General features: G+C 66.5%; 24 protein-coding genes and 1 pseudogene. 4 read left to right on the top strand and 21 right to left on the bottom strand.

The features are described from left to right. Positions 1–17: 17 nt before the first annotated feature. The gene (locus JW958_08645) at positions 18–980 is read right to left on the bottom strand and encodes a PorV/PorQ family protein (protein MBN1826320.1); all 963 of its coding nucleotides are present in this window, start codon (positions 978–980) and stop codon (positions 18–20) included. A gap of 249 nt (positions 981–1,229) precedes the next feature. Between JW958_08645 and JW958_08640 the strand changes: the two genes are divergently transcribed. Next, positions 1,230–2,237: a tetratricopeptide repeat protein gene (locus tag JW958_08640; GenBank protein MBN1826319.1), complete on the top strand. Its 1,008-nt coding sequence runs from the start codon at positions 1,230–1,232 to the stop codon at positions 2,235–2,237. A 221-nt stretch (positions 2,238–2,458) separates the two neighbouring features. Next, complete coding sequence (locus JW958_08635) at positions 2,459–2,728, top strand: HU family DNA-binding protein (protein MBN1826318.1); 270 nt, start codon at positions 2,459–2,461, stop codon at positions 2,726–2,728. A gap of 66 nt (positions 2,729–2,794) precedes the next feature. On the opposite strand, the gene JW958_08630 is transcribed toward JW958_08635, so the two are convergent. The 19 genes and pseudogenes from JW958_08630 to rfaE1 form a co-directional block, all read right to left on the bottom strand. After that, positions 2,795–4,444 carry a DUF4340 domain-containing protein gene (locus JW958_08630; protein MBN1826317.1) on the bottom strand — a complete coding sequence of 550 codons (1,650 nt, stop codon included), beginning with the start codon at positions 4,442–4,444 and terminating at the stop codon, positions 2,795–2,797. Beyond that, entirely contained in the window at positions 4,441–5,760 is a 1,320-nt protein-coding gene (locus JW958_08625) for a Gldg family protein (protein MBN1826316.1), read from the bottom strand. Before JW958_08625 ends, JW958_08630 begins: the two co-directional genes overlap by 4 nt. Before the next feature lie 2 nt (positions 5,761–5,762). Then, on the bottom strand, positions 5,763–6,533 hold the full coding sequence (locus JW958_08620) for an ABC transporter permease (GenBank protein MBN1826315.1): 771 nt from the start codon (positions 6,531–6,533) through the stop codon (positions 5,763–5,765). 1 nt (position 6,534) lies between these two features. Then, the gene (locus JW958_08615) at positions 6,535–7,464 is read right to left on the bottom strand and encodes an ABC transporter ATP-binding protein (GenBank protein MBN1826314.1); all 930 of its coding nucleotides are present in this window, start codon (positions 7,462–7,464) and stop codon (positions 6,535–6,537) included. A gap of 56 nt (positions 7,465–7,520) precedes the next feature. After that, positions 7,521–8,294 carry a tol-pal system protein YbgF gene (gene ybgF, locus JW958_08610; protein MBN1826313.1) on the bottom strand — a complete coding sequence of 258 codons (774 nt, stop codon included), beginning with the start codon at positions 8,292–8,294 and terminating at the stop codon, positions 7,521–7,523. A 4-nt stretch (positions 8,295–8,298) separates the two neighbouring features. Next, entirely contained in the window at positions 8,299–8,835 is a 537-nt protein-coding gene (pal, locus tag JW958_08605; GenBank protein ID MBN1826312.1) for a peptidoglycan-associated lipoprotein Pal, read from the bottom strand. Between the two features lie 36 nt (positions 8,836–8,871). Next, a complete protein-coding gene (gene tolB, locus JW958_08600) occupies positions 8,872–10,101 on the bottom strand; it encodes a Tol-Pal system beta propeller repeat protein TolB (GenBank protein MBN1826311.1) in 1,230 nt (409 codons plus the stop codon). Positions 10,102–10,124: 23 nt separating this feature from the next. Further along, positions 10,125–10,793 carry a TonB C-terminal domain-containing protein gene (locus tag JW958_08595; GenBank protein MBN1826310.1) on the bottom strand — a complete coding sequence of 223 codons (669 nt, stop codon included), beginning with the start codon at positions 10,791–10,793 and terminating at the stop codon, positions 10,125–10,127. Further along, positions 10,780–11,193, bottom strand: a complete 414-nt coding sequence (locus tag JW958_08590; GenBank protein ID MBN1826309.1) for an ExbD/TolR family protein — start codon at positions 11,191–11,193, stop codon at positions 10,780–10,782. Before JW958_08590 ends, JW958_08595 begins: the two co-directional genes overlap by 14 nt. Continuing rightward, the gene (locus JW958_08585; protein ID MBN1826308.1) at positions 11,180–11,860 is read right to left on the bottom strand and encodes a MotA/TolQ/ExbB proton channel family protein; all 681 of its coding nucleotides are present in this window, start codon (positions 11,858–11,860) and stop codon (positions 11,180–11,182) included. The genes JW958_08590 and JW958_08585 overlap by 14 nt, the downstream gene beginning before the upstream one ends. Before the next feature lie 233 nt (positions 11,861–12,093). Continuing rightward, complete coding sequence (locus tag JW958_08580) at positions 12,094–12,366, bottom strand: HU family DNA-binding protein (GenBank protein MBN1826307.1); 273 nt, start codon at positions 12,364–12,366, stop codon at positions 12,094–12,096. A gap of 322 nt (positions 12,367–12,688) precedes the next feature. After that, on the bottom strand, positions 12,689–14,020 hold the full coding sequence (locus JW958_08575; GenBank protein ID MBN1826306.1) for a glycosyltransferase: 1,332 nt from the start codon (positions 14,018–14,020) through the stop codon (positions 12,689–12,691). A gap of 26 nt (positions 14,021–14,046) precedes the next feature. Further along, positions 14,047–14,463 carry a nucleoside-diphosphate kinase gene (ndk, locus tag JW958_08570; GenBank protein ID MBN1826305.1) on the bottom strand — a complete coding sequence of 139 codons (417 nt, stop codon included), beginning with the start codon at positions 14,461–14,463 and terminating at the stop codon, positions 14,047–14,049. After that, the gene (gene sucD, locus JW958_08565; protein ID MBN1826304.1) at positions 14,460–15,341 is read right to left on the bottom strand and encodes a succinate--CoA ligase subunit alpha; all 882 of its coding nucleotides are present in this window, start codon (positions 15,339–15,341) and stop codon (positions 14,460–14,462) included. Before sucD ends, ndk begins: the two co-directional genes overlap by 4 nt. Then, entirely contained in the window at positions 15,338–16,483 is a 1,146-nt protein-coding gene (gene sucC, locus JW958_08560) for an ADP-forming succinate--CoA ligase subunit beta (protein MBN1826303.1), read from the bottom strand. The genes sucD and sucC overlap by 4 nt, the downstream gene beginning before the upstream one ends. Positions 16,484–16,558: 75 nt before the next feature. Beyond that, a pseudogene (locus tag JW958_08555) lies at positions 16,559–17,881 on the bottom strand (GTPase). A 153-nt stretch (positions 17,882–18,034) separates the two neighbouring features. Beyond that, positions 18,035–19,213, bottom strand: a complete 1,179-nt coding sequence (locus tag JW958_08550; GenBank protein ID MBN1826302.1) for a PHP domain-containing protein — start codon at positions 19,211–19,213, stop codon at positions 18,035–18,037. A gap of 1 nt (position 19,214) precedes the next feature. Next, positions 19,215–19,682, bottom strand: coding sequence for a D-glycero-beta-D-manno-heptose 1-phosphate adenylyltransferase (gene rfaE2, locus JW958_08545; protein MBN1826301.1), 468 nt, complete (start codon positions 19,680–19,682; stop codon positions 19,215–19,217). 17 nt (positions 19,683–19,699) lie between these two features. Continuing rightward, the gene (gene rfaE1 / locus JW958_08540) at positions 19,700–20,695 is read right to left on the bottom strand and encodes a D-glycero-beta-D-manno-heptose-7-phosphate kinase (protein ID MBN1826300.1); all 996 of its coding nucleotides are present in this window, start codon (positions 20,693–20,695) and stop codon (positions 19,700–19,702) included. A 213-nt stretch (positions 20,696–20,908) separates the two neighbouring features. Between rfaE1 and JW958_08535 the strand changes: the two genes are divergently transcribed. After that, entirely contained in the window at positions 20,909–22,810 is a 1,902-nt protein-coding gene (locus JW958_08535; GenBank protein ID MBN1826299.1) for a M6 family metalloprotease domain-containing protein, read from the top strand. A gap of 12 nt (positions 22,811–22,822) precedes the next feature. Continuing rightward, positions 22,823–23,125, top strand: coding sequence for a DUF3467 domain-containing protein (locus JW958_08530; GenBank protein ID MBN1826298.1), 303 nt, complete (start codon positions 22,823–22,825; stop codon positions 23,123–23,125). Positions 23,126–23,192: 67 nt separating this feature from the next. On the opposite strand, the gene JW958_08525 is transcribed toward JW958_08530, so the two are convergent. Then, entirely contained in the window at positions 23,193–25,478 is a 2,286-nt protein-coding gene (locus JW958_08525) for a hypothetical protein (GenBank protein MBN1826297.1), read from the bottom strand. Positions 25,479–25,739: the final 261 nt, after the last annotated feature.

Below are 25,739 nucleotides of genomic sequence, written 5' to 3'. Positions count from 1 at the left end.
GCCCGTTCAGAAAGGGCCTACCGGAAGACCCAGGCGATGGAGAACCGGTGGGTTCCCCCGAGATCGCCCATCGAGGCGTAGGCGTAGTCGATCTGGTATTCCCGGACGCGGCGGAATCCGAGGCCGAAACTGGCGCCGGTTCCATCTCCGCCGGTGGAATCGTCACGTAGGTCGTCGAGGTGAGTCCGGTATCCGCCTCGAAGGAAGAAGTCGTTCACCAATTCCCACTCCGCGCCGACGGCGAAGCGCGAATCCCAATCCACCGCCCAACTCCAATCGGCCGACAGGAGAAAACGGCGGTCGAAAAAGGGATAGGCCGTGCCGGCGGAGACGACGGTGGGGAGCGGATCACTCTCGTTCAGGTACCCGGAGGTCATGGTCCCCGCGTTGCGGACCGCCGCGCCCAGGCGAAGCCGGCGGTAGGCGTTCCGAACGAGCAGGCCGAAGTCGCCGCTGAATCCGAGGGCGCTCTCGCCGTCTATGCCTCCGCTGATCACGGCGCCGTTCGCCCCGAGGAAAAATCGGTCGCCGACACGGACGGCGAGTCCGGCGCCGAAGGCGAGATCGGTAGCGGAAAACTCACCCGACCCCGCGCCGGTGGGATCGGCGACCGTGGTCCGGGGGATGTCTCCGGCGGAGAGAAAGCGAAGGGAGAGATTCCACGTGGCGAAGCGCCCCGCCGGTTGGGCGAACCCGATCGACCCGGCGTGCATGTCGGCGACGTAGTGGATGTAGTTGGTCGCGATCTGTGGATGGTTGATCTGCCCGGCGCCGGCGGGATTCCAGAAGAGTCCCTCCGCTCCGTCGGCGACCGCGGTGTACGCCTCCCCCATGCCGGCGGCGCGCGCGCCGAGCCCGATCCTGAGGAACGAGAATCCCCGGGTCCCCGCTTGATCATTCGCGCCCGCCGCCGCCGCGAACCCGAAAAGGGCGATCAGCGCGGCGGTCCGGCGGAAGGAGTGGAACTTCAAAGTAGGCAACTCCTTTCCCCGCTAACCCTATATCATTCCCCGGTTACGGTGTCAACCGGGCCGTGCGCCCCCGGAAGGTCCGGAACTCCTCCCGAAGGGGGGGTGTGCAATGCGGGAAGGACGCCCCGGGAATCGGTGGGGGCGCATCGTCCTGCGTCGACCGGGTGGTGGTCTCTTGACAGCTCCCGGAAGGGGTTGTTAGGGTCTTTCCGATTCCGAGAAACGATCGTTCGTCCTTCCCGATGGAGGTGATCCCTTATGTTCCACAGATATTCTCGCTTTCTCTTGCTGCTCCTGCCGATGCTCGTCGCCGCCCCCCTCCTGGCCGTGGACGAAGTCGCCTTCGGTCTGAACGAGGAGGGCCGCGCCCTGATGGAGCAGGGGAAATACGCCGAAGCAAAAGCCAAATTCCTGGAGGCGGTCGAAACGGACGGCTTCTTCTCGGAAGCCCGCATCAACGCCGCCCGCGCCGCGGAGATGGAAGATCCTCCGGACTGGGTGACCGTGAAAACTCAGTACCTGACCGTTCTCACGTATGACGAGGAGAACGTGGAGGCGATCCTCGGGAGCGGCCTCTATTTCGTGAAAGCGTCGGACTTCGAAGAAGCGAAGGCCCGTCTCGAGAAAGTGATCGAGATGGAGGGGGAGAACGGCGCCGCCCGCTACGGCCTGGGAAACATGTACTACAAAATGAAGCGGTACGACCAGGCTTCCGCGGAGTATGAGAAGGCGATCTCCCTCGACCCCGGCGCCTATCCGACCGCCCTCCTCCGTGTCGGCGTGAACGAATACAACAACAACAGGAAGACCAAGAAATTCGACAAGGCGACGGACTATCTCACTCGTTTCCTCGAGCGCGGAAAGGAGAAGGAAGACCTGGCGATCGCCCACAACCGTCTTGGTCTCATCCATTACTACACGAAGCAATATCAAAAAGCGATGACCCACTTCGGCGAGGCGAAAAAACTCGATCCGACGGATTACACCAACGACTTCTTCCGGGGCGTGATCTACGCGCAGACCCAGAACCTCGCCAAGGCGGAGGAGGAGTTCAAGTCCTGCCTGGAGAAGAAGCCCGGCTACGGCGACGCCCACTTCCAACTCGCCACGATCTATCAGATGCAGTACCGGGATGAAGAAGCGATCGAGCAGTACAAGGCAGCCGCGGCGGACCGCAATTTCAGCAAACGGTCGACGGCGCGGGAGAAGGCGCAGCAGATCGAGACCTATCTGCAGAAGGTGAAGGAGGCGGAAGGAACCCAGTAGAAACGTCCTCCCCGGCCGGGCCGATCGGGCGCTCCGGCGTTGACCCCGAGAGGGGGCCCATCGCTGAAACCCGCCTCCGGATCGGCGCACCGGGCCGGGAGGTTAAAAAAACGTGAAAAAAACGCGGGTTTCCGCGTTTTTTTCGTTGACAGCTTTTCCCTGGCGGAATACATTCCGGCCGGTTCCAATAAATGATCCTTTAACCTAGGGGAGAGAGAACCGTGAACAAGGGAGAACTGATCGATCGCATCGCCCAGATGACCAACCTGTCCAAGCGCCAGACCCGCGAAGTGCTCGACGCCACCTTCGATACCATCAAGAAGAACACGAAGAAGAAAGGCGGCGTCCAGCTGGCCGGCTTCGGCACCTTCTCCGTCAGCAAGCGGAAAGCGCGCATGGGCCGGAACCCGCAGACCGGCGAATCGATCAAGATCAACGCCAGCAAGAACGTGAAGTTCAAGGCCGGCAAGGCCTACAAGTCCTCTCTGTAGGATTCGGGAAGAGATGAACCGGCCGGGGCGGATCCGCTCCGGCCGGTTTTCTTTTTTCGAACGGGATTAGGGGGAAACCCGCCAATGATCGAGCCGGGCGGGAACCCAGGCGGAAGCGTCCGCGGGGAGTTCGAGGAGACCCGCGGTTCCATCCGTTTCGGCGAGGTTCAGCAGCGGTCGCCCGCCGAGACGGAGCGTCCATTTCTCGCCCCCTCCTTCCGCTTCGATACGGACGAGGGGTTCGTCGAGCCGTTCGCCCGGCGCGCGCCCGACCCAACGGAGCGCGGCGAGCCGGGAAAGAAGCGTCTCGAACGCCTCGGGCCGCGCCGCGGACGGGAAAGGTTCCCGTAGCCTCCATCCTCCTTCCTCGCGAGTCGCCTCGACGGTGAATCCCTCGAACAGGATCCGCACCTTGTCGGCGCCGCGGATCTTCTCCGGGAAGAGTAGTCGGCTCACGAGGTCCTCCGCGCCGACGCCGATCACCCCCGCCGCGTTCGGCTCCAGGATCAGCGCGCCCCGCTCGCCGGCGCGGCGACCGACGAGGATACCGGCGACGCCCCTCTCCACGGTGACTTCCTCCGATTTCGTTTTGACGCGAAGGACCCGGTCCCCTTCCGCGACGGCGTCCGCCGGATCGAGGAAACGAAGCGCCTTGAGCCGCCCGAGAGCGATCAGGAATGCGCGGGTTCGCGAAGGGTCCGCTTTGCGCCCGCCCTCGCCGCCGAGACGCCACCCCTTCTCCTCCCGAACGATGACGAATTCCCCCTCCGGTCCCTCGACTTCGACGGTCTCCTCCCCGGTGAGATCCCCGCGGAAAAGCAGGGGGTCGAGGAACGAGCCGGACCATGTCTCCAGAGAGTCGATCAGGCGGCGGGGGAGGAGGATCGTCCCCTCTCGATCCGATGCGAGAGCGGTCCGGAGCGCCGTCTCCGGCACGGCCGCCCCGACGGTCAGAGACGCTTCCCCCTCCGCCCAACGAACTTGGAAGGTGAAGGGATCGTCACCCGCCCGGTACGCCCCGCGCCGGTCCCAATCGTGAACCCGGCCGTCCTTCAGATGGGCCAGAATGCGCCACGCCGCCCGCTCGTTCGCCCGAAGCCCCGCCTCCTCCACCGTCCAGCTCTCCTTCCCGACCCGAAGCAGCGTCGTGGTCTTTCCGCGGCGGGTGAAGGCGAGGGATTCGACGAGCCGGTAGGGGTAGTGGAGCGGCCGCCGATCCCGCAAGTGATGCAGGCGGATCCGGGGGAACTCGGCGAAGGGCTTCCCCGCCAGAAGAACCGCCGGGCTCGGCGCAGCGGCGGCGTACACGCCGTCACCGGTCGGGTTCCCGTCGCCGATCCGGAGGATCCGGCCGCCGGCGCGCACCGTCGCGCGGGGAGGTTCCAGGCCGTAGGGGACCCCGGACTCGGGTTCCGGGTCGACGACACGCACCACAGGGGCTTTCTCGAGAAGGGAAAGGATCCGGTGCGCCTCCCCCGAGTCGGCCCAATCCTTTATGGGGCGGATGATCATCCATGATCCGTCACGCGGAACGAGCACCGCGTCGAGGGAATCATTGGAAAGCGCGAGGCTCTCGGGCTCGGCGGGAAAACCGGGGAGAAGCCGGTCGATCTCCTCCCCCGGACGGGGGACGCGCAGAATCGGCGCGGCGAGCCAAATGAGCAGGAAGAGGAGAAGGATGGTCGCGGCGGCGGTCGCGGCGGAGCGCGCTTTCATCCCCGCAGCCTCCACCGTAAAACGACCACCACGCCGATCGCCGCGAAAAGCGCCGGCGGCAGGATCAGACAGAGCCAGAGGAGCGCCGCGGCCCGGCGCGGCGTGAGGAGAAGGGGTTGGTCCTCCCCGCCGCCGGCGTCGGCGCCGAGGGGCCCGCCCCGCCGGGCGATCCAACGCGCCGCGGCGAGGAAGAGATCGCCGTTGGCGCCGAGGGAGCGGAAGCGGTTGGAGGCGAAGTCGGAATCGCCGAAGAGGACGATCACTCCCCCATCGGTTGTTCCCTTCTCGTAGAAGACGCCGCCGATCGTCACCGGTCCCGGCTCGTCCACTCCCTCGTCGAAGACCGCCTTCCCCCGGGTGAGAAGCGCCGAGTCCGTTTCCGCCCACGACTCGTCGCCGCTCCGCACCAAGGATTGGAAAACCTCGCTCGGGTCGTCGCTCCGAACGCTTCCCACCGGCCGCGCGCGGGGAAAGAAGCTCGCCCCCCGGAGCCCGCGGGTCGCGTCGTGACGGTCGTAGTCCTTCGCCGCCGGCATCTGCATGTCCACGCCGTAGAGGCGGCTTCCTCTGTCCACCACAACCGAGGATCCCGCCGCGAGACCGAAGCGCCCCAGGAATTCGTTCCATCCCGCGCCGCTCTCCGGGTCGAGAAGGAGGAAGAGGCCTCCGCCGCCGCGCACGTACGCCTCGAGCCGGTCCGACACTCCGGGAAGCGGATCACGAAGCGGGCCGGCGGCGATCACCTCGTCGGTTCCCCCCGGCACCGCTTCCTCGGCGGTGAGGAGAAGACTCTCCACGCGGAATCCCTCCGCCTCCAGAACCGCGGAGACGCCTCCGAGTCCACCATCGCTCCTCTCCCCCGGCTCCTTCTCCCCCTGACCGACGAGAAAGCGGATCGTACTCTCTCCGCCGGTGAGGCGGAGAAGCGCCGCGGTGAGTTGCTTTTCGCCGTGGTTGTAGATCGTCTCCCGGCGCTCCCCCATCCGGAGCACCGTGGCGCCGTAGACGTTCACGCCCAGGCTTTTCGTCTCTCCCGGATTCCGGTCCGGGTCGAGTACGCGGAAAGTGAACCGGGGAGACGACGCGGCGCACCGGTCCAGGAGACGGCGGATCGGCTCGGTGCGCGGGTCCTCGGGGCGATAGAAGGCGGTCGCCTCCACGGGCTCCGGCAGGGAACGGAGTACCTCGACCGTTCGGGGCGCGAGGGTGTGCTCGGACTCGGCGGTCCAATCGAAACGAGGCCCGAAACGGTCCGCAGCCGTCACCAATACGGCGAGAAGGAGAGCGAGCGGAAGGAGACCGAGAGATCCGCGCATCCCTATCCCCTCCACCGGCGTGACCGGAGGACCCGATCGGTTCCGGCCAAGGCGATCACGATCCAGGCGATGAAAAAGACCACGTCCCCCGTGTCGACCAGGCCGACGGTGAACCGCCCGAAACGGTGCAGGAAGGAGAGCCGTTCCATGACCTGCGACACAGGAGGGGAAGCCAGCGTCGCGGCGTAGCCGACGGTCCAGGCAAGAAGGAGCGCGCCGTAGGTCCCCGCCGCGGCGACGATGGGGCTCTCGGTCAACGAGGAGACGAAGAGACCCAGCGCGAGATAGGCGCCCCCCAGAAGCAGGAGCCCCAGATACGCGCCGGCGACGGCGCCCGGGTCCACTTCCGCCACCCGGGCGAGAAAGACGGGATAGGCGAGCGTCGGCAGGAGGAGCAACACGTAAAAGAAAAAGGCGCCGAGAAACTTTCCCACCACCGCCTCGCCGATCTTCACCGGATAGGCGAGCAGCAGCTCGAAGGAACGGTTTCTCTTCTCCTCCGCCAAGAGACGCATGGTCAGGAGCGGAACGATTAAGATCAAAAGGAAACTGATGCTCTCGTAAAGGGGCTGAAGGATTCCCGGCGTGATCCGGAGATCCACCGGCGCGGCGCCGGCGGCGCCCCGCCGGATCGAGAGCAGGTGGTAGAAGGTGGCGTGATTCCGGAAGAAGAAACCCGAGAGGAGCAGGAAAAAGGCGGCCACCGCATAGGCTACGGGCGAGCGGAAGGCGTCCCCCGACTCTTTCCTCGCCAATGCGCGGACCCGTGACACCTCAATCCTCCTTGGTGAGCCGGAGGTAGATCTCCTCCAGGGACATCCGCTCCCGGAACAGCTCGACCGGCTCCCCGCCGGCGCCCAAGACGGCCCGCGCGAAGGCGCCCGGTTTTTCCGATCCGTCCGTCTCGAGTAGAACGCGATGGTATTCTCCTTCGCGCCCCCCCTCCTCGACTGCGACCACGCCGGGGACCCGTCCGAGAGCGCCGCGGACATCCTCCATCGGCCCCGCGAAAAGAACCCGCGTCCTCCCTTTCCCCCGGAGCGCCCGCTCCAGGTTCTCCGGCGTGTCGACCGCCAACAATTCCCCCTCGTCCAGAATCATCACGCGACCGCAGAGCCGCGCCGCCTCGGTGAGGATGTGCGTGGAGAGCAGGATCGTCCTCTCCCCCGCCAGCTCGCGGATGAGGGCGCGGAAGGAGGCGGCCTGCTCCGGATCGAGACCGATCGTCGGCTCATCCAAGAGAAGCACGTCGGGGTCGCCGAGAAGCGCCTGGGCGAGACCGACCCGCTGCCGGAAACCGTGGGAGATCGCCGCGGTTCTGCGGTCCGCCACTGGGTCCGCGCCGCATCTCTCCAGCGCCTCCGACGCGAGGCGCTCCCCCTCCCGTCCGGAGAAACCCTTCATCTCCGCCACGAAGCGCAGGTAGCCGCGAACGCGCATGTCGGGGTAGAGGGGAACCCGTTCGGGAAGGTAGCCGATGCGGCGGCGCGCCTCCCCACCCTCGTCCCCCGGATCATGACCCGCCACGCGAACCCGTCCCGCGGTGGGACGGAGCCAACCGGTCAGGATCCGGAGCGTGGTGGTCTTTCCCGCGCCGTTGGGACCGAGGAATCCGACCACCTCACCGGCACGGACGCGAAAAGAAACGCCCCGGAGGGCGTGAAAGGCGCCGAAGCGCTTGGAAAGATCCTCCACAACGATCACGGCTCGTCCTCGGCTCGGGTGCGCCGCGCGGGTGCGGCCCGCCCGTCCCCTTTGCCCTATTCGATCTCCCCCAACCGCTCTCGGGCGAGGGGAGCCTCGACGGATCGCGGGAAACGGTCCAGGATGCGCGTCAGCGTTTTACGCGCCTCGTCCCGGTCTCCCAGTTCGATCCGGCAGGCGGCGAGGCGGAGTAGCGCGGCGGGGACCCGTTCCGAATCGGGAAAATCCCTTTCCACGAGAAGGAAATGCTCCGCCGCCTCCTCGGGCATCCCCTCGGCGAGGCGGCACTCGCCGATCCAGTAGCGCGCGTCGTCGGAAAGCACCGACCGTGGGTAGGCCTGCAGGTACGCTTCGAAACCGGAGACGGCGGCGGCGTAGTTGCCGCGCACCAGGTCGAGATAGGCGGCGTCGTAAAGCGCCTTCGGGTCGATCATCGCGGCGTCGCCGTCCGGCGCCTCCCCGTCGGCGGCGGGGGCTCCCCCCCGCGACAATTGGTAGGTGACCCGGTCCACCTTCCCCGCCACCCGATCGAGTCGGTTCTCGTTCTCGCCGAAGCGGGTCTCCAGTTCGTCCAGGCGGGCGAAGATCTGCTCCCTGCCGACGGCGTCCTCGGCTCGGATCGAACGGAGAAGCCCGTTCTGCTCCTCCAGCAGCTCCTCGAGACCCTCGATTCTCTCTTCTTGGCGCGCCTGCTCCGCTTGAATCTCGGCGAGCGCTTCCGCGTTCTCCTCGGTCGTGATCGGCCCCCTCACCAACTGGCGGCCGTAGCAACCGGCCAGGAGCCAGGGGAGAAAAACCGCGAGCGCCGCCGCGCCGCTCCGCCTCCGCATCGCTCTACTCCGTTCGGGTAACGTGGAACTCGCCTCTCCGGTTCTTCGCCCAGGCCGCTTCGCCGTGCCCGGCGTCGATCGGCCGTTCCTTTCCGTAGCTCACGGTGCGGACGCGGGAAGCGGCCACGCCGTAGCCGACCAGGAAGTCCTTCGCCGCGTTCGCGCGCTTCTCGCCGAGGGCGAGGTTATACTCGACCGTCCCCCGCTCGTCGCAGTGCCCCTCGATGCGAACCGTCCAGGCGGGATGGCGCATCAGCACTTCGGCGTGGGCGTTCAGAATCCGGGTCGCGTCCGTCGTCAAACGGTACTTATCGAACTCGAAGTGGACGTTCTGAAAAACATAGGGCGCGTCCGGATCGACATCGGGCTTCTCGGCCGGAACGCCCTGGCGATCGCGTTCATCCGGCTGCGAAACCGGCGCGGTCTGCTCCTTCTCCACCGGCTCCGGCGGAACCAGTTCCTTCTTCGATCCGCAGGAGGCGATCAACAGGAGGATCGTGAGTGCGAAAATGATCTTCAGAAAGGAAGTGTTTCGGAACATGGCGATTCTTTCCTCCGTCTCCCTCCGCCCGCCGTTTCAGCGGTCCGGTCGGGGAGACCAGGACGGCGAATAATCCTCCCCCTCGCCCGGCACGAGGAGGCGCACGCCGCTGCCGTCCGCCAGCATCACGTACAACCTTCTTCTCCCGGTCCGCGTGGAACTGAACACGAGGTGGCGGCCATCGGGGGACCACTCCGGATCCTCGTTGTTCCCGCTCTGAAACGTCAAAAGATACGATTCTCCGTCCTGCAGGTCAAGGACGCGGATCTGGAACCCCCCTTCCTCGCGAGAAACGTAGGCGATCCGGTCCCCCTGGGGAGACCATTTGGGGGAGGCGTTGTACGTCCCCTCGAAGGTGATCCTCGTCACGTCGGAACCGTCGTCGTTCATCCGGTAGACCTGCGGCGAACCGGAGCGATCCGAAACGAAGGCGATCTGCCTCCCGCTCGGCGCCCAGGTCGGTTCGGTGTCGATCGCCCCGTCATACGTGAGCCGCCGGAGGCCGCTTCCATCCCGGTTCATGATATAGATATCGCCGTTCACCCCCCGGGTCATCATGAAGGCGATCCTCTTCCCGTCCGGCGACCAGGCGGGGGCGCTGTCCACCCCCGGCCCGGTGAGCACCGATCCGCCGGCGCCGTCGATCAGATCGAGCCAGTAGAGATCGGCGTCGCCGCCGGTGTAGGAGGTGTAAAGCAGCTTTCTCCCGTCCGGCGCCCACTCCGGCGTCAGGTTGTTGGAATCGTTGGTCAGGATCAGGCTCAGGTTGGAACCGTCCCAGTCCACCTTGTACAGGTCGGAATGCCTTCCGAAGGAGCGGACGAAAGCGATCCGGGTGCGGGAGATCCCCCGCTCGCCGGTCAGGTTGTAGATCACGTCGTCGGCGAAACGGTGCGCCGCGTCCCGCGGCCCTCCCTCGCTCATTTCGTAGCGCCTCGTGACGATCTTCTGCCCCCCCGGCATCCGATGGATCCATCCCTCCAACGTCCCTTCGCGGAACTCGACCGCGCCCCCCACGGCGGAGCGTGCCCGGATCGTGTCCGCCGACCCGGCGGCGAGAATCTCGAAGAAGCCGGAGAGGGAGAGGTCCCGCCGGACCGTTTCCTCCAACACGGCGGGAAGGGTTCCCTCCCCCTGAAAGGGGCGAATCACCAGGGGAACGCGGAACGTGCGGTATTTGGTGACGCCGAGCCAGACCTCGGTTTGGGCGGCGGCGGGCGCCGCGGCCAGGAGCGCGAGAATGGTAACGATGAGCGCGCGTCGCATGATGCCCCCGCTCCGCCGGCGACTCATTCTTCGAGGCGGAAAACGAAATTCACACCCAAACGGTCACCGGTGAAACCTTCCGGAAGGGCCGGGAAGGGGTCCGCGTCGAGCACCGCCCGAAGCGCGGCGCCGTCGAAAAAGTCGATCCCCGAAGATTCCTGGATGCGGGCGTCCCGCACGTGTCCGTCCCGCAGGATCTCGAAACGGACCGTGGCGACGGGTTTCCGTCCACCCGTGACCATCCCGCGGGGAGGATTCCAGCGTCCGCCGACCCGGTTCTCGATCAACGCCAGATAATAGGAAAAGAGAAAATCCTCCGCCTCCACCGTCACCGGCCCGCCCGAGGCGGGTTTCGTCTGGACGCGTTGCTCCTCGGCCGGCGGCTTCGCTTCCTCTTTCGGCTTCGGCTTCTCCTCCTTCGTCTCCTTCCGGGGCCGAGGTTTCTCGGGAACCTTCTCCGGTTTGATCGGCTGAACCGACTTCACCTCCGGTTGCACCCTCTCTTCTTTGGGCGGTTCCGGCACGGGCTCCGGTTCGGGACGGGGAAGTTCCACCAGGCTGACCCGGTAGACCGGCGTCCGCGGAAAGGGGACGCGCGCGCCGCTCACCGCCCGGACATAGAGGACGGAGAGCGCCGCGTGCAGCACGAGGCTGGCGACGAGAAAGGGACCGAGTCCTTTACGGAAACGCACCGGCGGGCTCCTCCGGTTGGGAAACCAAGCCCACGTGCTCGATACCGGCCCCCTTCAGCATGCCGATCAGACGGACCACCGAGCCATAGGGGACGCGGGCGTCGCCGCGTACGTACACTTCCCGGGCGCCGGAAGCGACGATCCGCCCCTCGATCTCGGCGGAGAGCCGGTCCATGGGGATTTTCCTCTCATTCAGGAAGACGTTCCCCTCCCGGTCGACGCTCAGGATCCAGGCGTCGCTCATCTCGATCCCCTTCACCTCGGCGCGGGGAAGCTCCACCTCGACCCCCTCCTGCAGGAGAGGCGCGGCGAGCATGAAGACGATGAGCAACACGAGGGTGACGTCCACCAGGCTGGTCACGTTCACCTGGGAGAGGGGACGGTAATCATGCGACGGCATCGTCCCCTCCCTCGGTGAGCCGGTCCGTCAGAGAGGACCGGAAACGATCCAGGTCGATGGAAAGCGAGCGTAGCCGCCCGAGGAAATGGTTGTAGGCGATCACCGCGGGAATCGCCGCGGCCAGGCCGGCCACGGTGGTGATCAGCGCCTCGGCGATCCCGGGCCCGACCACGGCGAGGCTCGCCGATCCCTTGACGCCCATGGCGAGGAAGGAACTCATCACCCCCCAAACGGTCCCGAAAAGGCCGAAGAAGGGGGAGACGTTCGCCGTCGTCGCGAGGAAGGGAAGATGGCGCTCCAGCTGCTCCATCTCCAGAAGGGACGCGCGTTCCATCGCCCTCTCGATCCTCTCCACCCGTTCGCGCGGGAGCGACCCGCCTCGAACCCGGTCGATGGGGACCCCCCCGCGGCCGTCCCCGCCGAAAGCCTCCCGGAGACCGGCGCGGAAGAGGGTGCGCAGAGGAAGACCCTTCCCGTTCGGCGCGAGGCAGCGCTCCGCGGCGGAACGGAGATCCGACTCCTCGTAGCGGCGCCAGAAACGGGCCGACTCGCGGGCGAGGACACGGAAGCGGAAGGACTTCTGCAGAATGATCGCCCAGGAAACGACCGAGAAGAGGAAGAGAACGAGCAGCACAATCTTCGCCACCGGTCCCGCATGCAGGATCATGGCGTGAATGCTCCGCTCCGCCTCCCCCGAAAGAAGGAGATTCGCGAAAGGCACGGCGGGGATCCTCCTTGAGGGGCACGACTCCGATTCGACGCAATAACAACAAGATAGAATGCTCGCGTCGCGTCGGGGGGGAGTATAGGGGAGGCCGATGGGTGTGTCAACGCGGCGAAAAAACGAAAGAGGGCGCCCACTCCGCGGCGGGCGCCCTCCGAAAGACGTCTATCCGTCTCTTACTTCACCCACTCCCGATAGGCTTTGGTGGGGGTGAAGCTGACCTGCTTCTGCGGCTTGGTCCAGCTGTAGCGTTTGGTGCGGGGGTTGTATTTCCGCTCCTTCTTCTGCGCGGAGCAGGTGAAGTTCCCGAAGCCGCTCAGACGGACTCCCTGGCGGGTGCGGGTGTAACGCTTGATCCCGTCGAGCGTCCAGTCGACGGCGGTCCAGGCTTCCTTCTCCGGTAGCTTGGTCTTGCGGGACACATACTTCACCAATTCGGTCTTGTTCATCTCTTCCTCTCTCCTTTTCCCGTCTCCCCGTGACTGGGGGGATGCCACGAACCGCCGGAAGGCGTTCCTTCCCCTCGATTGCCGGAGACGGCTATACCTCGGCCTTATGCCAATACAGCAAGCGGGATGCCAGATCGGCGAAAGAAACGGCCCGAACCGACCGGATAACTCGTTATGGCTTGGTGTGTTACAATTTCGGCAGGAGAGAGGATCTTTTCTTCTCCGGAGCGTCCAAAAATCTACCACACGAACGAAGAAAATTGCCTGTTTTTTTGCCGCTTCGAATAGAGAGAGGGCGGGATAAGGGAAGGACGCAAACGATTCAGGAGTCGAGAATGGAACGGAGGAAGCGGTCCAGCTTCCCGGTCTGGCGGGGGAAGCTCATCTCTTCGATCCCCTCGCGATCCGGATCGTAGGGAACGCCGCCGCTCCGGTGCGCCTCGTAGGCGCCGGCGATGGCGGCCGCCACATGGTCCGGCCGATTCACATCCGCCCACGAACCGAGGCGGAGGCGGCGGACCATCGCGCGCGCCTCTCCCTCCGGACCGATGCCGAGCACGGGACGGCCGGCGGCCATATACTCATAAAGTTTTCCGGAGACGATCTGGTCCGCGCCGGGTCCGTCGGCGATCACCTGGAGAAGCAGGTCCGCCGCCGCCATGCGGGCGACGCTCTCCCGGTGAGGGAGGAAACCGGTCAGCTCGACCTCCCCCTCGAGTCCGAGACGACGCACCGTTTCGGCGGTTCTCCCGGTTTGCGCGCCGACGATCACGATCCGGGACGCGCCGGCGGGGATCCGCCCGCTCCTGAGACAATCCCGGTAGGGCTCGAGCAGAAGCCCGGGATCGGTTCTTCGGTGAAAGGTTCCCACAAAAACCATCGTGAACCTGTCCGCGCCCGAACGCGGCGGCGGCGGCCCGGGGGCGAAATCCTCCGGGTCGTAGCCGTTATGGACGACGACGAAGCGGTCCGCCCTCTCCGGGCGGCCCCGGAGAAGAAGCTCCCGTATGCGGTCGTTCACCGCCGTCACGCCGTTCGCCTCATCCAAGACGGACGCCTCCATTCGCCGGTTCCAGGCGCGGTGGAAGGCGGTCGGCGGGAGAAGGTCGTAATTATCGCTCCAGGAATCGCGGAAGTCCGCCACCCAGGGGACGCCGGTGGCGCGGTGGATCGCCCGCCCGATGAGGTGGGAGGTGTGGGGAACGTTGATCGTGTAGATCAGGTCGATCGATTCGCGGCGGACGAACCGTTTCCCCTCCCGCACGGCGAAGGGGTACCAGCCCGCCTTGTTGTCCGGCAGGGAGAGCCACGGATTGACCGCCTTCAGCCGCCGCGCGAGCCTTCCGAAGAGCGGCTCCCTCGCGGCGGCGGCGGCGCGCGGCGGCGCGGAGGAAGCGGCGGGACGGCGGAGCCTCCCGAAAAGACGGAAGGGGTCGAGGCTCTCGGCGTGGACCACCGCCGTCTCCGGCGGGATCTGCCGCTCCAAGGTGGGATCGATGCAATAGTAGGCGCCGGCGCGCACGGTGAGGACCGACGGCCGCCATCCGAATCGGGGGAGCCAACCGGCGAGCTTGACCGCCCGGAAGGCGCCCACGCCGCCGAGCGGGGGGAAATAGTAGGACACGAGAAGAATGCGTCGCTCCCGCTCCTCCATCCCTCCCCCCTTCGGGACGCGGCCGCTCAGACCAACTCCCGGGCGGCGAAAAAGAAGCCGATCTCCCTGGCCGCCGTCTCCGGCGCGTCCGAGGCGTGCACCGCGTTCCGGCGCACGTCGAGACCGAAGTCGGCGCGGATCGTTCCGTCCTCGGCGGCGGACGGGTCGGTGGGGCCGATGAACTCGCGGAGCGCCGCGACGGCGTTCTCCTTCTCCAACACCGCCGGCATCACGTCGCCGGAGACGATGTATTGAACGAGCCCCTCGTAGAACGGCTTCCCTCGATGGACCGCGTAGAACGCCTCCGCCTCCTCGCGTCGGAGACGGAGCGAACGGACCGCCACGAGCCGAAAACCCGCTTCGGTGACGCGCCGGAGGATCTCTCCGGCCAGGTTTCTCTCCGTCGCGTCCGGTTTCACCATGAGAAGGGTTCGGTCGCTCAACGCCCGCCCCCTTTCAGCGCCTCCGCCATCAGCCCGCCGATCTCGGAGGGGACGCGCGCCACCGGAATTCCCGCCTTCTCCAGCGCGGCGGTCTTCTCCTCCGCCGTACCGGTGCCGCCGCTGATGATCGCCCCCGCGTGCCCCATCCGCTTCCCCGGCGGTGCGGTCCGCCCGGCGATGAAGGCCGCCACCGGTTTCTTCACCTCCGAAGCGATGTACTCCGCCGCCCGCTCCTCCTCGGTCCCGCCGATCTCGCCGATCAGCACGATCCCCTCCGTCCCGGGGTCCTCGTTGAAGAGGGGGAGCAGGTCCATGTAGTTGGAGCCCACGACCGGGTCGCCGCCGATGCCGATGCAGGTGGACTGGCCGACATCGTGGGCGGTCAGGTTCGCCACGATCTCGTAGGTCAGCGTGCCGCTCCGGGAGACCACCCCCACCGTCCCCTTTTTATGGATCGAGCCGGGGAGGATCCCCACCTTCGCCTTGCCGGGCGAGATGAGGCCGGGGCAGTTCGGTCCGATCAGGCGGACGCCGCTCCGCCGCGCCGCGTCGTAAACGCCGATCATGTCGAGCGCCGGCACCCCCTCGGTGATGCAGACCACCAGGGCGACGCCGCTCTCGATCGCCTCGTAGAGCGCATCCGTGGCGAAGGCCGGGGGGACGAAAATGACCGACACGTTCGCGCCGGTTTTTTCCACCGCTCCGCGCACAGAGTCGAAGACCGGGACGCCGTCCGACTCCGTTCCCCCTTTGCCGGGGGTGACGCCGGCGACGACGCGGGTGCCGTAGTCGATCATCTGCCGGGTGTGGAACGAACCGTCCCGCCCGGTGATCCCCTGAACCACCAGCCGGGTTTTCTCATCGATCAGGATGCTCATCGTCCCTCCCCCCCCTTCGCGGCCGCCACCACCGCCCGCACCGCTTCGTCCATGGAGGTGAGGGTGTCGTACCCCGCCTCCCGGAGGATCTCCTTCGCCCGATCCTCGTTGGTTCCGGTCAGGCGGATCACCACCGGCACGTTCACGGGCCGCTTCTCGAAGGCGCTTTTCAGTCCGAGCGCCACGTCGTCGCACCGCGTGATCCCGCCGAAAATATTGAAGAGGATCGCCTTCACCTTGTCGTCGGCGGTGAGGATGCGGAGCGCGGCCTCGACCTTCCCGGGGTTCGAGCTGCCGCCGATATCGAGGAAGTTGGCCGGCTCGCCGCCGTAGTGCTGGATCACGTCCATGGTCGCCATGGCGAGACCCGCGCCGTTCACCAAACAGCCGATCGTCCCCTCCAACGCCACGTAGGAGAGGCCCGCCTCGCGGGCGGCGATCTCGGCGGGCGGGTCCGCCTCGGGATCCCGGAGCGCCTCGATCTCCTTCCGGCGGAAGAGCGCGCTGTCGTCGATGTTGATCTTGGCGTCCAGCGCGAGAACCTCCCCCTCCTCGGTGGTGATGAGGGGATTGATCTCGGCGAGGGACGCGTCCACGGCGTGGAAGGCGGCGTAGAGGTTGCGAATCACCGCCGCCGCCGCTTTGATTTTCGCCGGGTCGTCGTAGAGCGCCGACGCGAGGGTCCTCGCGTGATAGCTCCGGAGCCCCACCGTGGGGTCCACCGTGAGCCGCGCGATTTTGTCCGGGTCGGTCCGCGCGGTCTCCTCGATGTCGACGCCGCCGGCCCGGCTCACCAGGAAAGTGAGCCGCTTCTTCTCCCGGTCCAGGAGAACGCCCACGTACGCCTCGGAGGCGATCCTCACCGCGCGGGTGACGAACACCTTCCGGACCGTGAGCCCCTTGATCTCCATTCCGAGGATCTCGCCGGCGACGCGCTCCGCGTCCTCGATGGAGTCGGCGCGCCGAATGCCCCCCGCCTTGCCGCGGCCGCCCACGTGCACCTGCGCCTTGATCATCACCGGGACGCCCACCTCTTCGGCGATCGCCCGGGCTTCGGCCGGGGAGGCGGCGACCCGCCCCCCCGGCACGGGGATCCCGTGGGTTCGAAAGATTTCCTGCGCCTGATACTCGTGAATCTTCATCGGCGCCTACTTCCGGGCTTTGGTCTTGGTCTTCGCTTTGGACTTGGATGACCTACCGGCGCCCTTCCCCTTCCTGCCGTGCTTCTTCCAGAACTTCTCGAGGATCTCCTGCAGGGTCGGGTGGCCGATCTCCTGAAGATCGTAGCTGACCCGCACCGCCGGCATGGGGAAGTCGATCACGCGGCGAAGATCGATGGGGGTGCCGATCACCACCAGCTCCGCCTTGGAAGCCTTCACCGTCTTCTCCAGATCCTTGATCTGTTTATCACCGTAGCCCATGGCGGGAAGGACCGGACCGGTGTCCGGGTATTTGTCGAAGGTCTGCGCGATGGTCCCCTTGGCGAAGGGGCGCGGATCGATGACGCCGTCGGCGCCGTACTTCACCGCGGCCACCATTCCTGCGCCGTACTCCATCTCGCCGTGCGTGAGGGTCGGGCCGTCCTCGATCACCAGGACCTGCTTGCCCCGGATCAGCTCCGGTTTGTCCACCGAGATCGGCGAAGCGGCGTCGACGATGATCGCGTCCGGGTTCGCGCCGAACACGTTCTGGCGGACCTCCTCGATGTCGTCCGACTCGGCGGTGTCGATCTTGTTGATCACCACAACGTCGGACATGCGCACGTTCGCCTCGCCGGGGTGGTAGCTCATCTCGTCGCCGGGGCGGTGCGGGTCGACCACGGTGATCGCCAGGTCCGGCCGGAAGAAGGGGAGATCGTTGTTGCCGCCGTCCCAGACCACGACGTCCGCTTCCTTCTCCATCTCCCGAAGGATCGCCTCGTAGTCGACGCCGGCGAAGAGGGTCGTCTTCCGCTGGATGTGCGGCTCGTACTCCTCGCGCTCCTCGATGGTGCACTGATGCTTCTCCAGGTCCTTGAAGGTGCGGAAGCGTTGCACCGCCTGCTTCGCCAGGTCGCCGTAGGGCATGGGGTGGCGCGCCACCGCCACCTTGGCGCCCAAGGACTGGAGGATCTCCACCACCCGGCGCGTCGTCTGGCTCTTCCCGGAACCGGTTCGGCCGGCGCAGATCGACACCACCGGCTTGGAACTCTTCAGCGCCGTCTCCTTCACTCCCACCAGGCGGAAATCGGGACCGGCGGCGAGCACCGCCGCGGCGTGGCTCATCACGTAATCGTAGGGGACGTCGCTGTACGCGAAGATCACCTCGTCCACCTTCAGCTCGTGGATCAGCTCGAGGGCCTGCTCCTCCGGAAAGATCGGGATCGGCTTCTCGTAGAGCGGTCCGGCGAGCTCCAGAGGATAGGCGCGGCCGTGGATGTCGGGGATTTGGGTGGCGGTGAAGGCGACCACCTCGGTGCTTTCGTCGTTCCGGAACAGCGTGTTGAACACGTGAAAATCACGTCCCGCCGCGCCCATGATCAATACGCGCTTCTTCTTCATCAGCGTTCCCATCCTTGTTCGGTTCTGTTTCCACCTGGGACCGGCTGAGGCCGAACCGATGAGGCCTGGGCCCCTTTCAGGAAGACTCTCTATTGTAGGGATTCGCGGGCGTACGCTCAAGCCGGAAAGGGGAGGCGCGCGGACGCGGCCGGATCAGCCGGCGGCGACGGGAGACTCGATGCGGATCGGGTTGGTGAGGATCCAGGGGCGGGCGGAGCGGCGGAGTTGGTCCACCTCGACGCGGTAGATCCCCGGACCAGCCTCGACGTCCATTCCCGGTCCCTCCCCCTCTTTCCAGAGCGCGCCGTTCTTGTAGATCCGGATCCGCGCGCGCCCGGGAAGGGGGAGTTCCACTTCGAGGCGGGCGTGGTTCGAGGCGACGAGACGCTCCCCCGGGCCGACGGCGTAGTCGCCGCGGCGGGCGGCGAAACGGAAGCCCCTGCTTTCGCCGAACCCGTCGTAGCCGACGAAGCTTCGTCCATTAAGGATCGCGTACAGAAGCAGCCGCGTGTCTCCCGGACCGTCCCCCTGGGGGACGGCGGTCAGGAGGGCGTGGGTGCGAATCCCCCGGAAGAGGGTCTCGTAGGAAGGGAAGGGGATCGCGAAACGCCCTTTCTTGTCCAGACGGATGCGGGCGTGGGCGTCCACGGCGCCGACGAAGAAGGCCGGCCGCTCCAGGGAGAGGCTGTCGAAGAGGGCGAGGTTCTTGTCGGGCCGATCCACGAGACGGTTCCAGGGGGCTTGGGGAAAAACGGGAAGCGCGACGAGCGAGGAGAGGAGCTTGAGCGGGGACTCGTCCCGCCACTCCGAGTCGGCGTTCACGATCTCGATGCCGGAAACCGCTTCCGGGACCGGCCCCTTCCAGGAGGGTCTTCCGAAGGGATGCGCGATCCAGCTGAAACCGCCGGCGGCGCGCGCGGCGGCGGCGGTTCTCTCCGCCGGGTCGCGAAGCGCCTCCTTCACGCCGGCCACAACAAGATGTCCCTCCGGAAGGGACTGCTCCGTGGCGACCACCACGAGCACGCCGTGGCGGTAGCCCGCCTCCTCCATCCCGTCGAGCGTGTTGTGGTCGCTGACGAGAACGAAGTCGAGCCCCGCGGCGGCGGCGGCGCGGGCCACTTCGTCCACCGTCCCTCCGCCGTCGGAGTGACGGGTGTGCACGTGCACCGCCCCCACCCACTCCCGTTCCGGGCCGAGCGGGCCGCCCGCGGCAGGGCGCCTGGGCCGGTCGCCGGCCACGACGCCGAGGTTGATCCCCCAGAGGATCAGCGCGAGGAGAAGGAGCGCCCGCGGAATGAGGCGGCGGCGCGCACCGCGATGGAAAACGGGCATGTCAATCTCCGTAGCGCTCCAGGATGAGAGCGATGAGGCCGCGAGTGGAGAGCCCTTCCCGGAGGGGGACGATCACCACGCGCCCGCCCGAGTGGCGGACCGTCTCGGCGCCGACGATCGTATCGGGGCCGTAATCGCCCCCTTTCACGAGCACGTCGGGGAGCAGTTTTTCGATGATCCGGGCGGGAGTCTCCTCGTGGAAAAGGACCACGCGATCGACCGGTTCCAGGGCGGCGAGAAGCTCCGCGCGCTCTTCCTGACCGACGAGCGGCCTCCCCTCCCCTTTCAGGCGGCGGACCGAATCATCGCCGTTCAGGCCGACCACCAGGAAGTCCCCCTCGGCGCGGGCGCTCCGGAGCACATCCAGATGCCCCGCGTGGAGAACGTCGAAGCAGCCGTTGGTGAAGACGACCTTCTCGCCGCGGCACCGGAGCTCTTCCCGCTCCCGGAGCAGTTCCTCTTCGCCGATCACGCGCCCCACGGCCGTCACTCCTCCTCCTCGAACAACTCCAGAAGACGCTCCGCGGTGATCACCGCCGCGCCGGGCTGCATGATCACCTCGCCGGCGGCGTGGTTGGCGATGATCGCCGCCTCCCTTTTGTCCGCGCCGGCCGCGACGGCCACGGCGAAGACGGAGATCACCGTGTCGCCGGCGCCGGTCACGTCGTAGACCGCGCGCGCCACCGTGGGGATGTGGGTGATCCGCCCCGCCGGTTCGAAGAGGCTCATTCCCTTTTCGCCGCGGGTAATGAGGAGCGACGTCCCGGGGAGCATGTTCAAGAGACGCTTTCCCACTCGAAGGAGGCTCGCCTCGTCGACGATCTTCTCCCCCGCCGCCATCCCCGCCTCCGACGCGTTCGGCGTGACGAGTGAGACGCCCCGATAGTTGGAGAAGTGCTTCACCTTGGGGTCGACGAAGATGTTCCCGCGCGCGCCGGAGAGGCCGACGACGAGACGGATGATCTTCTCCGTCACCACCCCCTTGCCGTAGTCGGAGAGGATCACGCCGTCCACACCGTCGATCCTCTCGCGAATCGCGGCGGCGACCCCCTCGCCGGCGGCGTCCTCCACCGGCTCGTCCGTCTCGGTGTCGATCCGGACCACCTGCTGGTGGTTGCCGATGATGCGCGTCTTGCGCGTGGTGGGGCGTCCCGCCGCCGTGACGAGCGCCGACGGGTCGAGGCCGTTTTCGCTGAAAGCCCAGCGAAGCACCTCGCCGTCCTCGTCGTCGCCCGTGACGCCGCAGATGGTCGCCTCGGCGCCGAGGGCGAGGAGGTTGTTCGCCACGTTCGCCGCGCCGCCGAGCCGCTCCTCCTGGCGGAGGACCCGCACCACCGGAACCGGCGCCTCGGGGGAGATGCGGGAGACGTCGCCGTAGACGTAGCGGTCGAGCATCACGTCGCCGACCACCAGAAAGCGTTTTCCTTGGAAACGGCGGATCCTCTCCCGGATCCTCTCCACGTTCCGGATCGCTTCGGTCATCGTTCCTCCATTTTCGTCGATCGAACCCCCGTGAAGTTAGCACGCGCCGGAAAAGGGGGTCAACGGCGGACGGACGCCCTTTCTTGGTTATATATAGTAAGAAGAGAGCGGCGGGGGCGTGACCCGGCCGGGCCGCGCGGGCCGGCGGCGGCTTGCGCCGGGCCGCTCCGCCGGAGTATCCTGGGCCGAACCCCGCGGAAGGTTGGGAGGATCATGACGACAAGGAAAAGACGAGGCGCCCCATTCGCCGCCCCCGCGCGGGCCTGCTTCGCCGCGCTCATTCCCATCCTTCTCGCCGCCTCCCCCGCGGGCTCTTCCGGGGATCCGGCAATTCCTCGCCCCATTCCGGTCTCCTGTCTCTACCTGCACGAAGCGGTGATGGAGGCGGATCCTTCGGCGGGGAAGCGGGCGGGACGGGCGGAGGTCGGCGCGGCCGGTTTCGCACCCGCCCTCGCCGAGAGGCCGGTGGAAGAGGCGCCCGACTCACTCGCCACGCTGGTGATTCTCCTGGACTGGGAGGACCAGCAGGCTTTCCGGAACGTGCACACCCCCGCCTCCTATCGAAAGACCTTCTTCCAAACCACGGCGAACGGCGACGAAACGATGGCCGATTACTACGCGGAAGTCTCGGGCGGACGGTTCGCGCCGCGCGGCGACGTGACGGTGTGGCTCCGTTCTTCGCGCTCGTACCATTACTACGTGAACGGCGACTTGACTCCGGGAACCGCGGACGACCACGGCTTCGACACGAACGCCGAGGCTTTCGACGCCGAGCCCTACCCGACCAACGTCTGGGGGATCGTGCGGGAGGCGGTGGAGCTGGCGGACGCGGCGGGCGTGGACTTCTCCCTCTTCGACAACGACGGCCCGGACGGGATTCCTTCTTCGGGGGACGACGACGGCATCGTGGACGCCCTCGTGGTGATCCACGCCGGCACGGGCGCAGAGGGATCGTTCGACCCGCTCCTCGGCGCGGACGCGATCTGGTCGCACAAATCGGACATGAGCGATCCCTATCTCCTCTCACGGATCGGCGCCACCGAGGCGGACGGAGTCTGGATCGGCCCCTACAACCTGGATCCGGAGATCGGGCAGATCGGCGTCTACGCCCACGAGTACGGCCACATCCTCGGGCTCCCCGACCTCTACCGGACCTATTCGGGATCGAGCGGCACGGTGCAGGAGTCGAGCGTCGGCTACTACTGCCTGATGGACGCCGGCTCCCTCCTCCCGGCGAACGCATCCGGCGGCGAGCCGCGCGGCTCCACGCCCGCCCACATCTGCCCCTTCTTCAAGGTATGGCTCGGCTGGATCGAAGAGGATGGTTACGACCGGGGCGGGCCGGCGGAGGTCGAGTCGATCCGCTTGGATGCGATCGCGCGCGGCGGCTCGCTCATCCGCCTTCTCGCCAACCCGAACGGGACGGAGTGGAAGATCCCGGGCGCCGAGGGGGAGTACTTCCTCCTCGAGAACCGAAGCGCCGTCGGCTTCGACAGGAATCTTCCCGGCGGCGGACTTCTCGTCTGGCACGTGGACGAGAGGCGGAGCGGCAACGACCCCGACGATTACCGGCAGCGGCTGGTGAACGTGGTGGAGGCGGACGGCGGGTACACCGGCGAGATCGGCACGGAGAACCTGGGCGAGGAGGAGGACTTCTGGCCTGTCGGCGGCGGGCGGGATTGGACGCCGGAGACGGACCCGAACACGGCGCTCTACGGCGGCGCCTACAGCGGTGTGTCGGTCACGGACATCGTGAAGAGCGGCACGGTGGTCACCTTCGATATCGAACCGCCGACGATTCAATCCGGCGAGCCGATCGTCTATCCCAACCCCTTCCGTCCCGGCGAGACGGGGACGGTGACGGTCGCCTTCCGCGGCGGCGGTTCCTCCCCCGATCCCTCGACGGTCCGGGTTAGAATATTCGACATCCTCGGATCGCGCGTCCGCGTCCTCGATCCGTCCGAGGGGGAGATCGTCATCGAGACGGACGGCACGCTTTACGCAGAATGGGACGGGAGGAACGACTCCGGCGAGGAAGCGGCATCCGGGCTTTATCTTTACGTGCTCCACGCCGGCGGCGAGACGCGCACCGGCAAGATCGCCGTCATCCGATAGAAAAGAGGAACCATGGAATCGCAAGGACCGCAGCAGCAAAAGCAGCAGTTGAACGTCGAGCTGGGCGATAAAGAGGCGGAGGGGATCTACTCCAACTTCGTCCTCCTCTCCCACGGGCCGTCGGAAGTGATCCTCGACTTCGCCCGCATGCTCCCCGGCCTCCGAAAGGCGAAGGTCTTTTCCCGCATCGTCATGACCCCACCCAACGCCAAGATGCTCCTCGAAACCCTCGAACGGAACATCAAGTCCTACGAGGAGAAGCACGGCAAGATCAAGACCCAGGGGAAAGACGACGCGAACAAGCTGGGATTCTAGAGGTACCGGATTTTCCTTTCACGAGCCAAGGAAGTGAATCCGGTACGGAACGCCGCGCCGTTTTCGATCATCGCAAAAGCGTCATCTTCCTCGTTTGGATTCGGCCTTCGGATACGAGGCGGTAAAGATAGACGCCGGAGGGGACGGCCCTGCCGGCGGCGTCCCTTCCATTCCAGAGAACACCGTGCTCGCCCGGGGGGAAAACTCCATCGGCGATGAGGCGCACCCGCCGCCCGCGCGGATCGAACACCTCGAGGCGCACCCGGGATCGCCCGGCGAGGGTGAACGGGATCGTCGTCACCGGGTTGAAGGGATTGGGAATGTTGGCGCCGAGGCGCGTCTCCCGGGGAACCTCCCCCCCGTCGATGGAAGTCGCCATCGACGATGAATCGATGATCCCCGCGCTCAGATTGTCGTAGGTTCCGCCGGCGGAGGTTTCCTCCTTCAGCGCCCGCACCATGTAGACGTTGTTCTCCTCCAAGGGGTCGTCGTCGACGAAGACCGTATCGGTGACGAGAGAGACGTCGAGTCTTTCGAAGGCGCCGTGCAGGGTCGGGGCGCGGTAGACGTGGTAGCCCTCCACGGCTTCTCCGGAGGAGGACCAGGCGAGCCGCATGCCGCAGTCGCCGGTCGGGGCGACGCCCAGATTCCGTGGGGGATTCACGATGTGCGCCTTCAGCGTGGGATCCCCCATCAGGGCGGTGTGGATCTGTCGCGTGCCGTCGCTCACCGTGTAGAGATCGTTGTTGTTCTGGCTGAGACGTGCGGCGTATCCGATGGTGTATCCGAGCGCCATGTGGTGCAGGTGCCACCCCGGTCGTCCGGCGTACCCGTTCGTCAGCACGTGTCCCTCCGAGGCCAACGGGGCGCGGAGGACGTTGTTTCGGTTGTCCCAATCGCCGAAGTAGCTCCCATAAAGCATCGTGAAGACGCTGTATACGGGGTTGGCGGCGAAATCCCAGGTGGTTCCGATTCCGCCGACGCTCGTGTACTGGGAACCCCCGCAGCCATAGGACCATTGATAGCTGCCGCCGCCGAGGGTCGCGAAATAGGGGGCGGCGACGACGCTCTCCGTGCCGACCTGGGCGGCGATGTTGCGCCAGCCGATTGCCGCGAAGGCGAGCCCGCCCGATACGCCCACATTGTCGTCCACGATCCCGCGCCTCTCCACGTCGAACGCGCCGGTCCGGTAGTCGTGGTTCTTGTCGAGGTAACGCCGCATCAGCGCGTATTCATTCTCGGCGAAGGCGGGCAGGTCGCTGAGATCCACGCGCCCCACCATCAGATCGACGTCGGAGGGGAGAAAGGTCTGGTCGTACTTGCCGTCACCGGGGATGTTGTGGTTGGCGGCCCGGGAAGCGCTCGTGTTGTACACATAGGAGTCGGTCCATTCTCCGTCCAACTCTCCGTAGAAGAGATCCGCCGGCCAGGCGCCTTGATGGTCGGTGTGGACCCCTTTCTCGTTGCCGGAGTAGGGGACCGGGAGATGACCGAGCAGAAAGACCGTTTCGATGGTGGGATCGAGGGCATGCTCGGCGACGATCAAATCCTTGACGTCCGGCACGTCGTAGGAGGCGTCGATGACGTGCTTTCGCACGCGAAAGCCGTCGGCGATCAGGTCCGTTTCGAGCCGGGCGATCTCCGCGGGGAGGGAATCGGCGACACCGGCTTCGGCGAGAAGGAGCAAGGACCCCCGATCCTCGATCGCCGGACAGCCGATCCCGGCGAAGATGTGGCCGAAACGAGCCGGCTCGTAGGGCCCCCCTCGAGCCAGCGTGTCTCCGGTCGTCTGATCGGTCAGGTTCCAGGTCGTCTCCGCGGGAAACGCGTCGAGCACCCCGGAGACGAGGATGGTGTCGCACCCGGCCGTGAAGGCCGCGCCGGTGGAGGCGCCGAAGCTTCCCCCGGTCGCGTAGACGCTGTCGCAGCCTTTCACCGTATAGGAGCCGAGGCCGTGATGGCAGCAACACCCGTCGCTCCAGCTGTCGTAGATCCGGAAGAGCAGCGAATGGCCCGCCTCCACCTCGACCGTGTCGGCGTAGAAGCCGAGCGTCTTTCGGAAGGAGTACTCCCGCGCCTCACCGACGGCGACCTCCGTGTCGGTGAAGGCACTGTCGCCTCCCCCCAGGACGGCGATCGGATCCCCCCAGGCCGTGTCGCTCACCTCTTTACGGAAAACGTAGATTGAATCGGCGCCGGGGTCCGCCCGCCAGGAGAAATCGATCCGTGGGGGCGATTCCTGAACGACGGCGCTCACCTCCACGGCAAAGTCCCGAACATCCGCTCCGGCAAGGCCCTCCCAGGAGAGCGAAAGAAAAACACCGCACGGGATCAAGAACCATGGATTGCGCATGAGCCGAACACCTTTCTCGAGGGAGCGCGCCCGATGAGGCCCCCCGGCCTTTCTCTTCATTCCGGATGTTCCATCGGAGGATCCGACAGGCTCGCGGTTCCTCCCCCGGACGGAATCCCGTCCGATCCACCACCGTGCACTGTAGCGAAGGGAGACGGATACGGCCTGATGGCGGCGTTTGGTTACCGTGAGGATCCCGTTATGGAATGAAAATGAGGGGGGCGTTCCCCTTTGTCGGCCCTCCTCGACGCGGGAAACCTC

This window comes from Candidatus Eisenbacteria bacterium (genome assembly GCA_016930695.1).
GTDB lineage: Bacteria > Orphanbacterota > Orphanbacteria > Orphanbacterales > Orphanbacteraceae > JAFGGD01.
The sequence above is the reverse complement of the archived record's forward strand: the minus strand, read 5'-3'. Positions and strand labels throughout refer to the sequence as shown.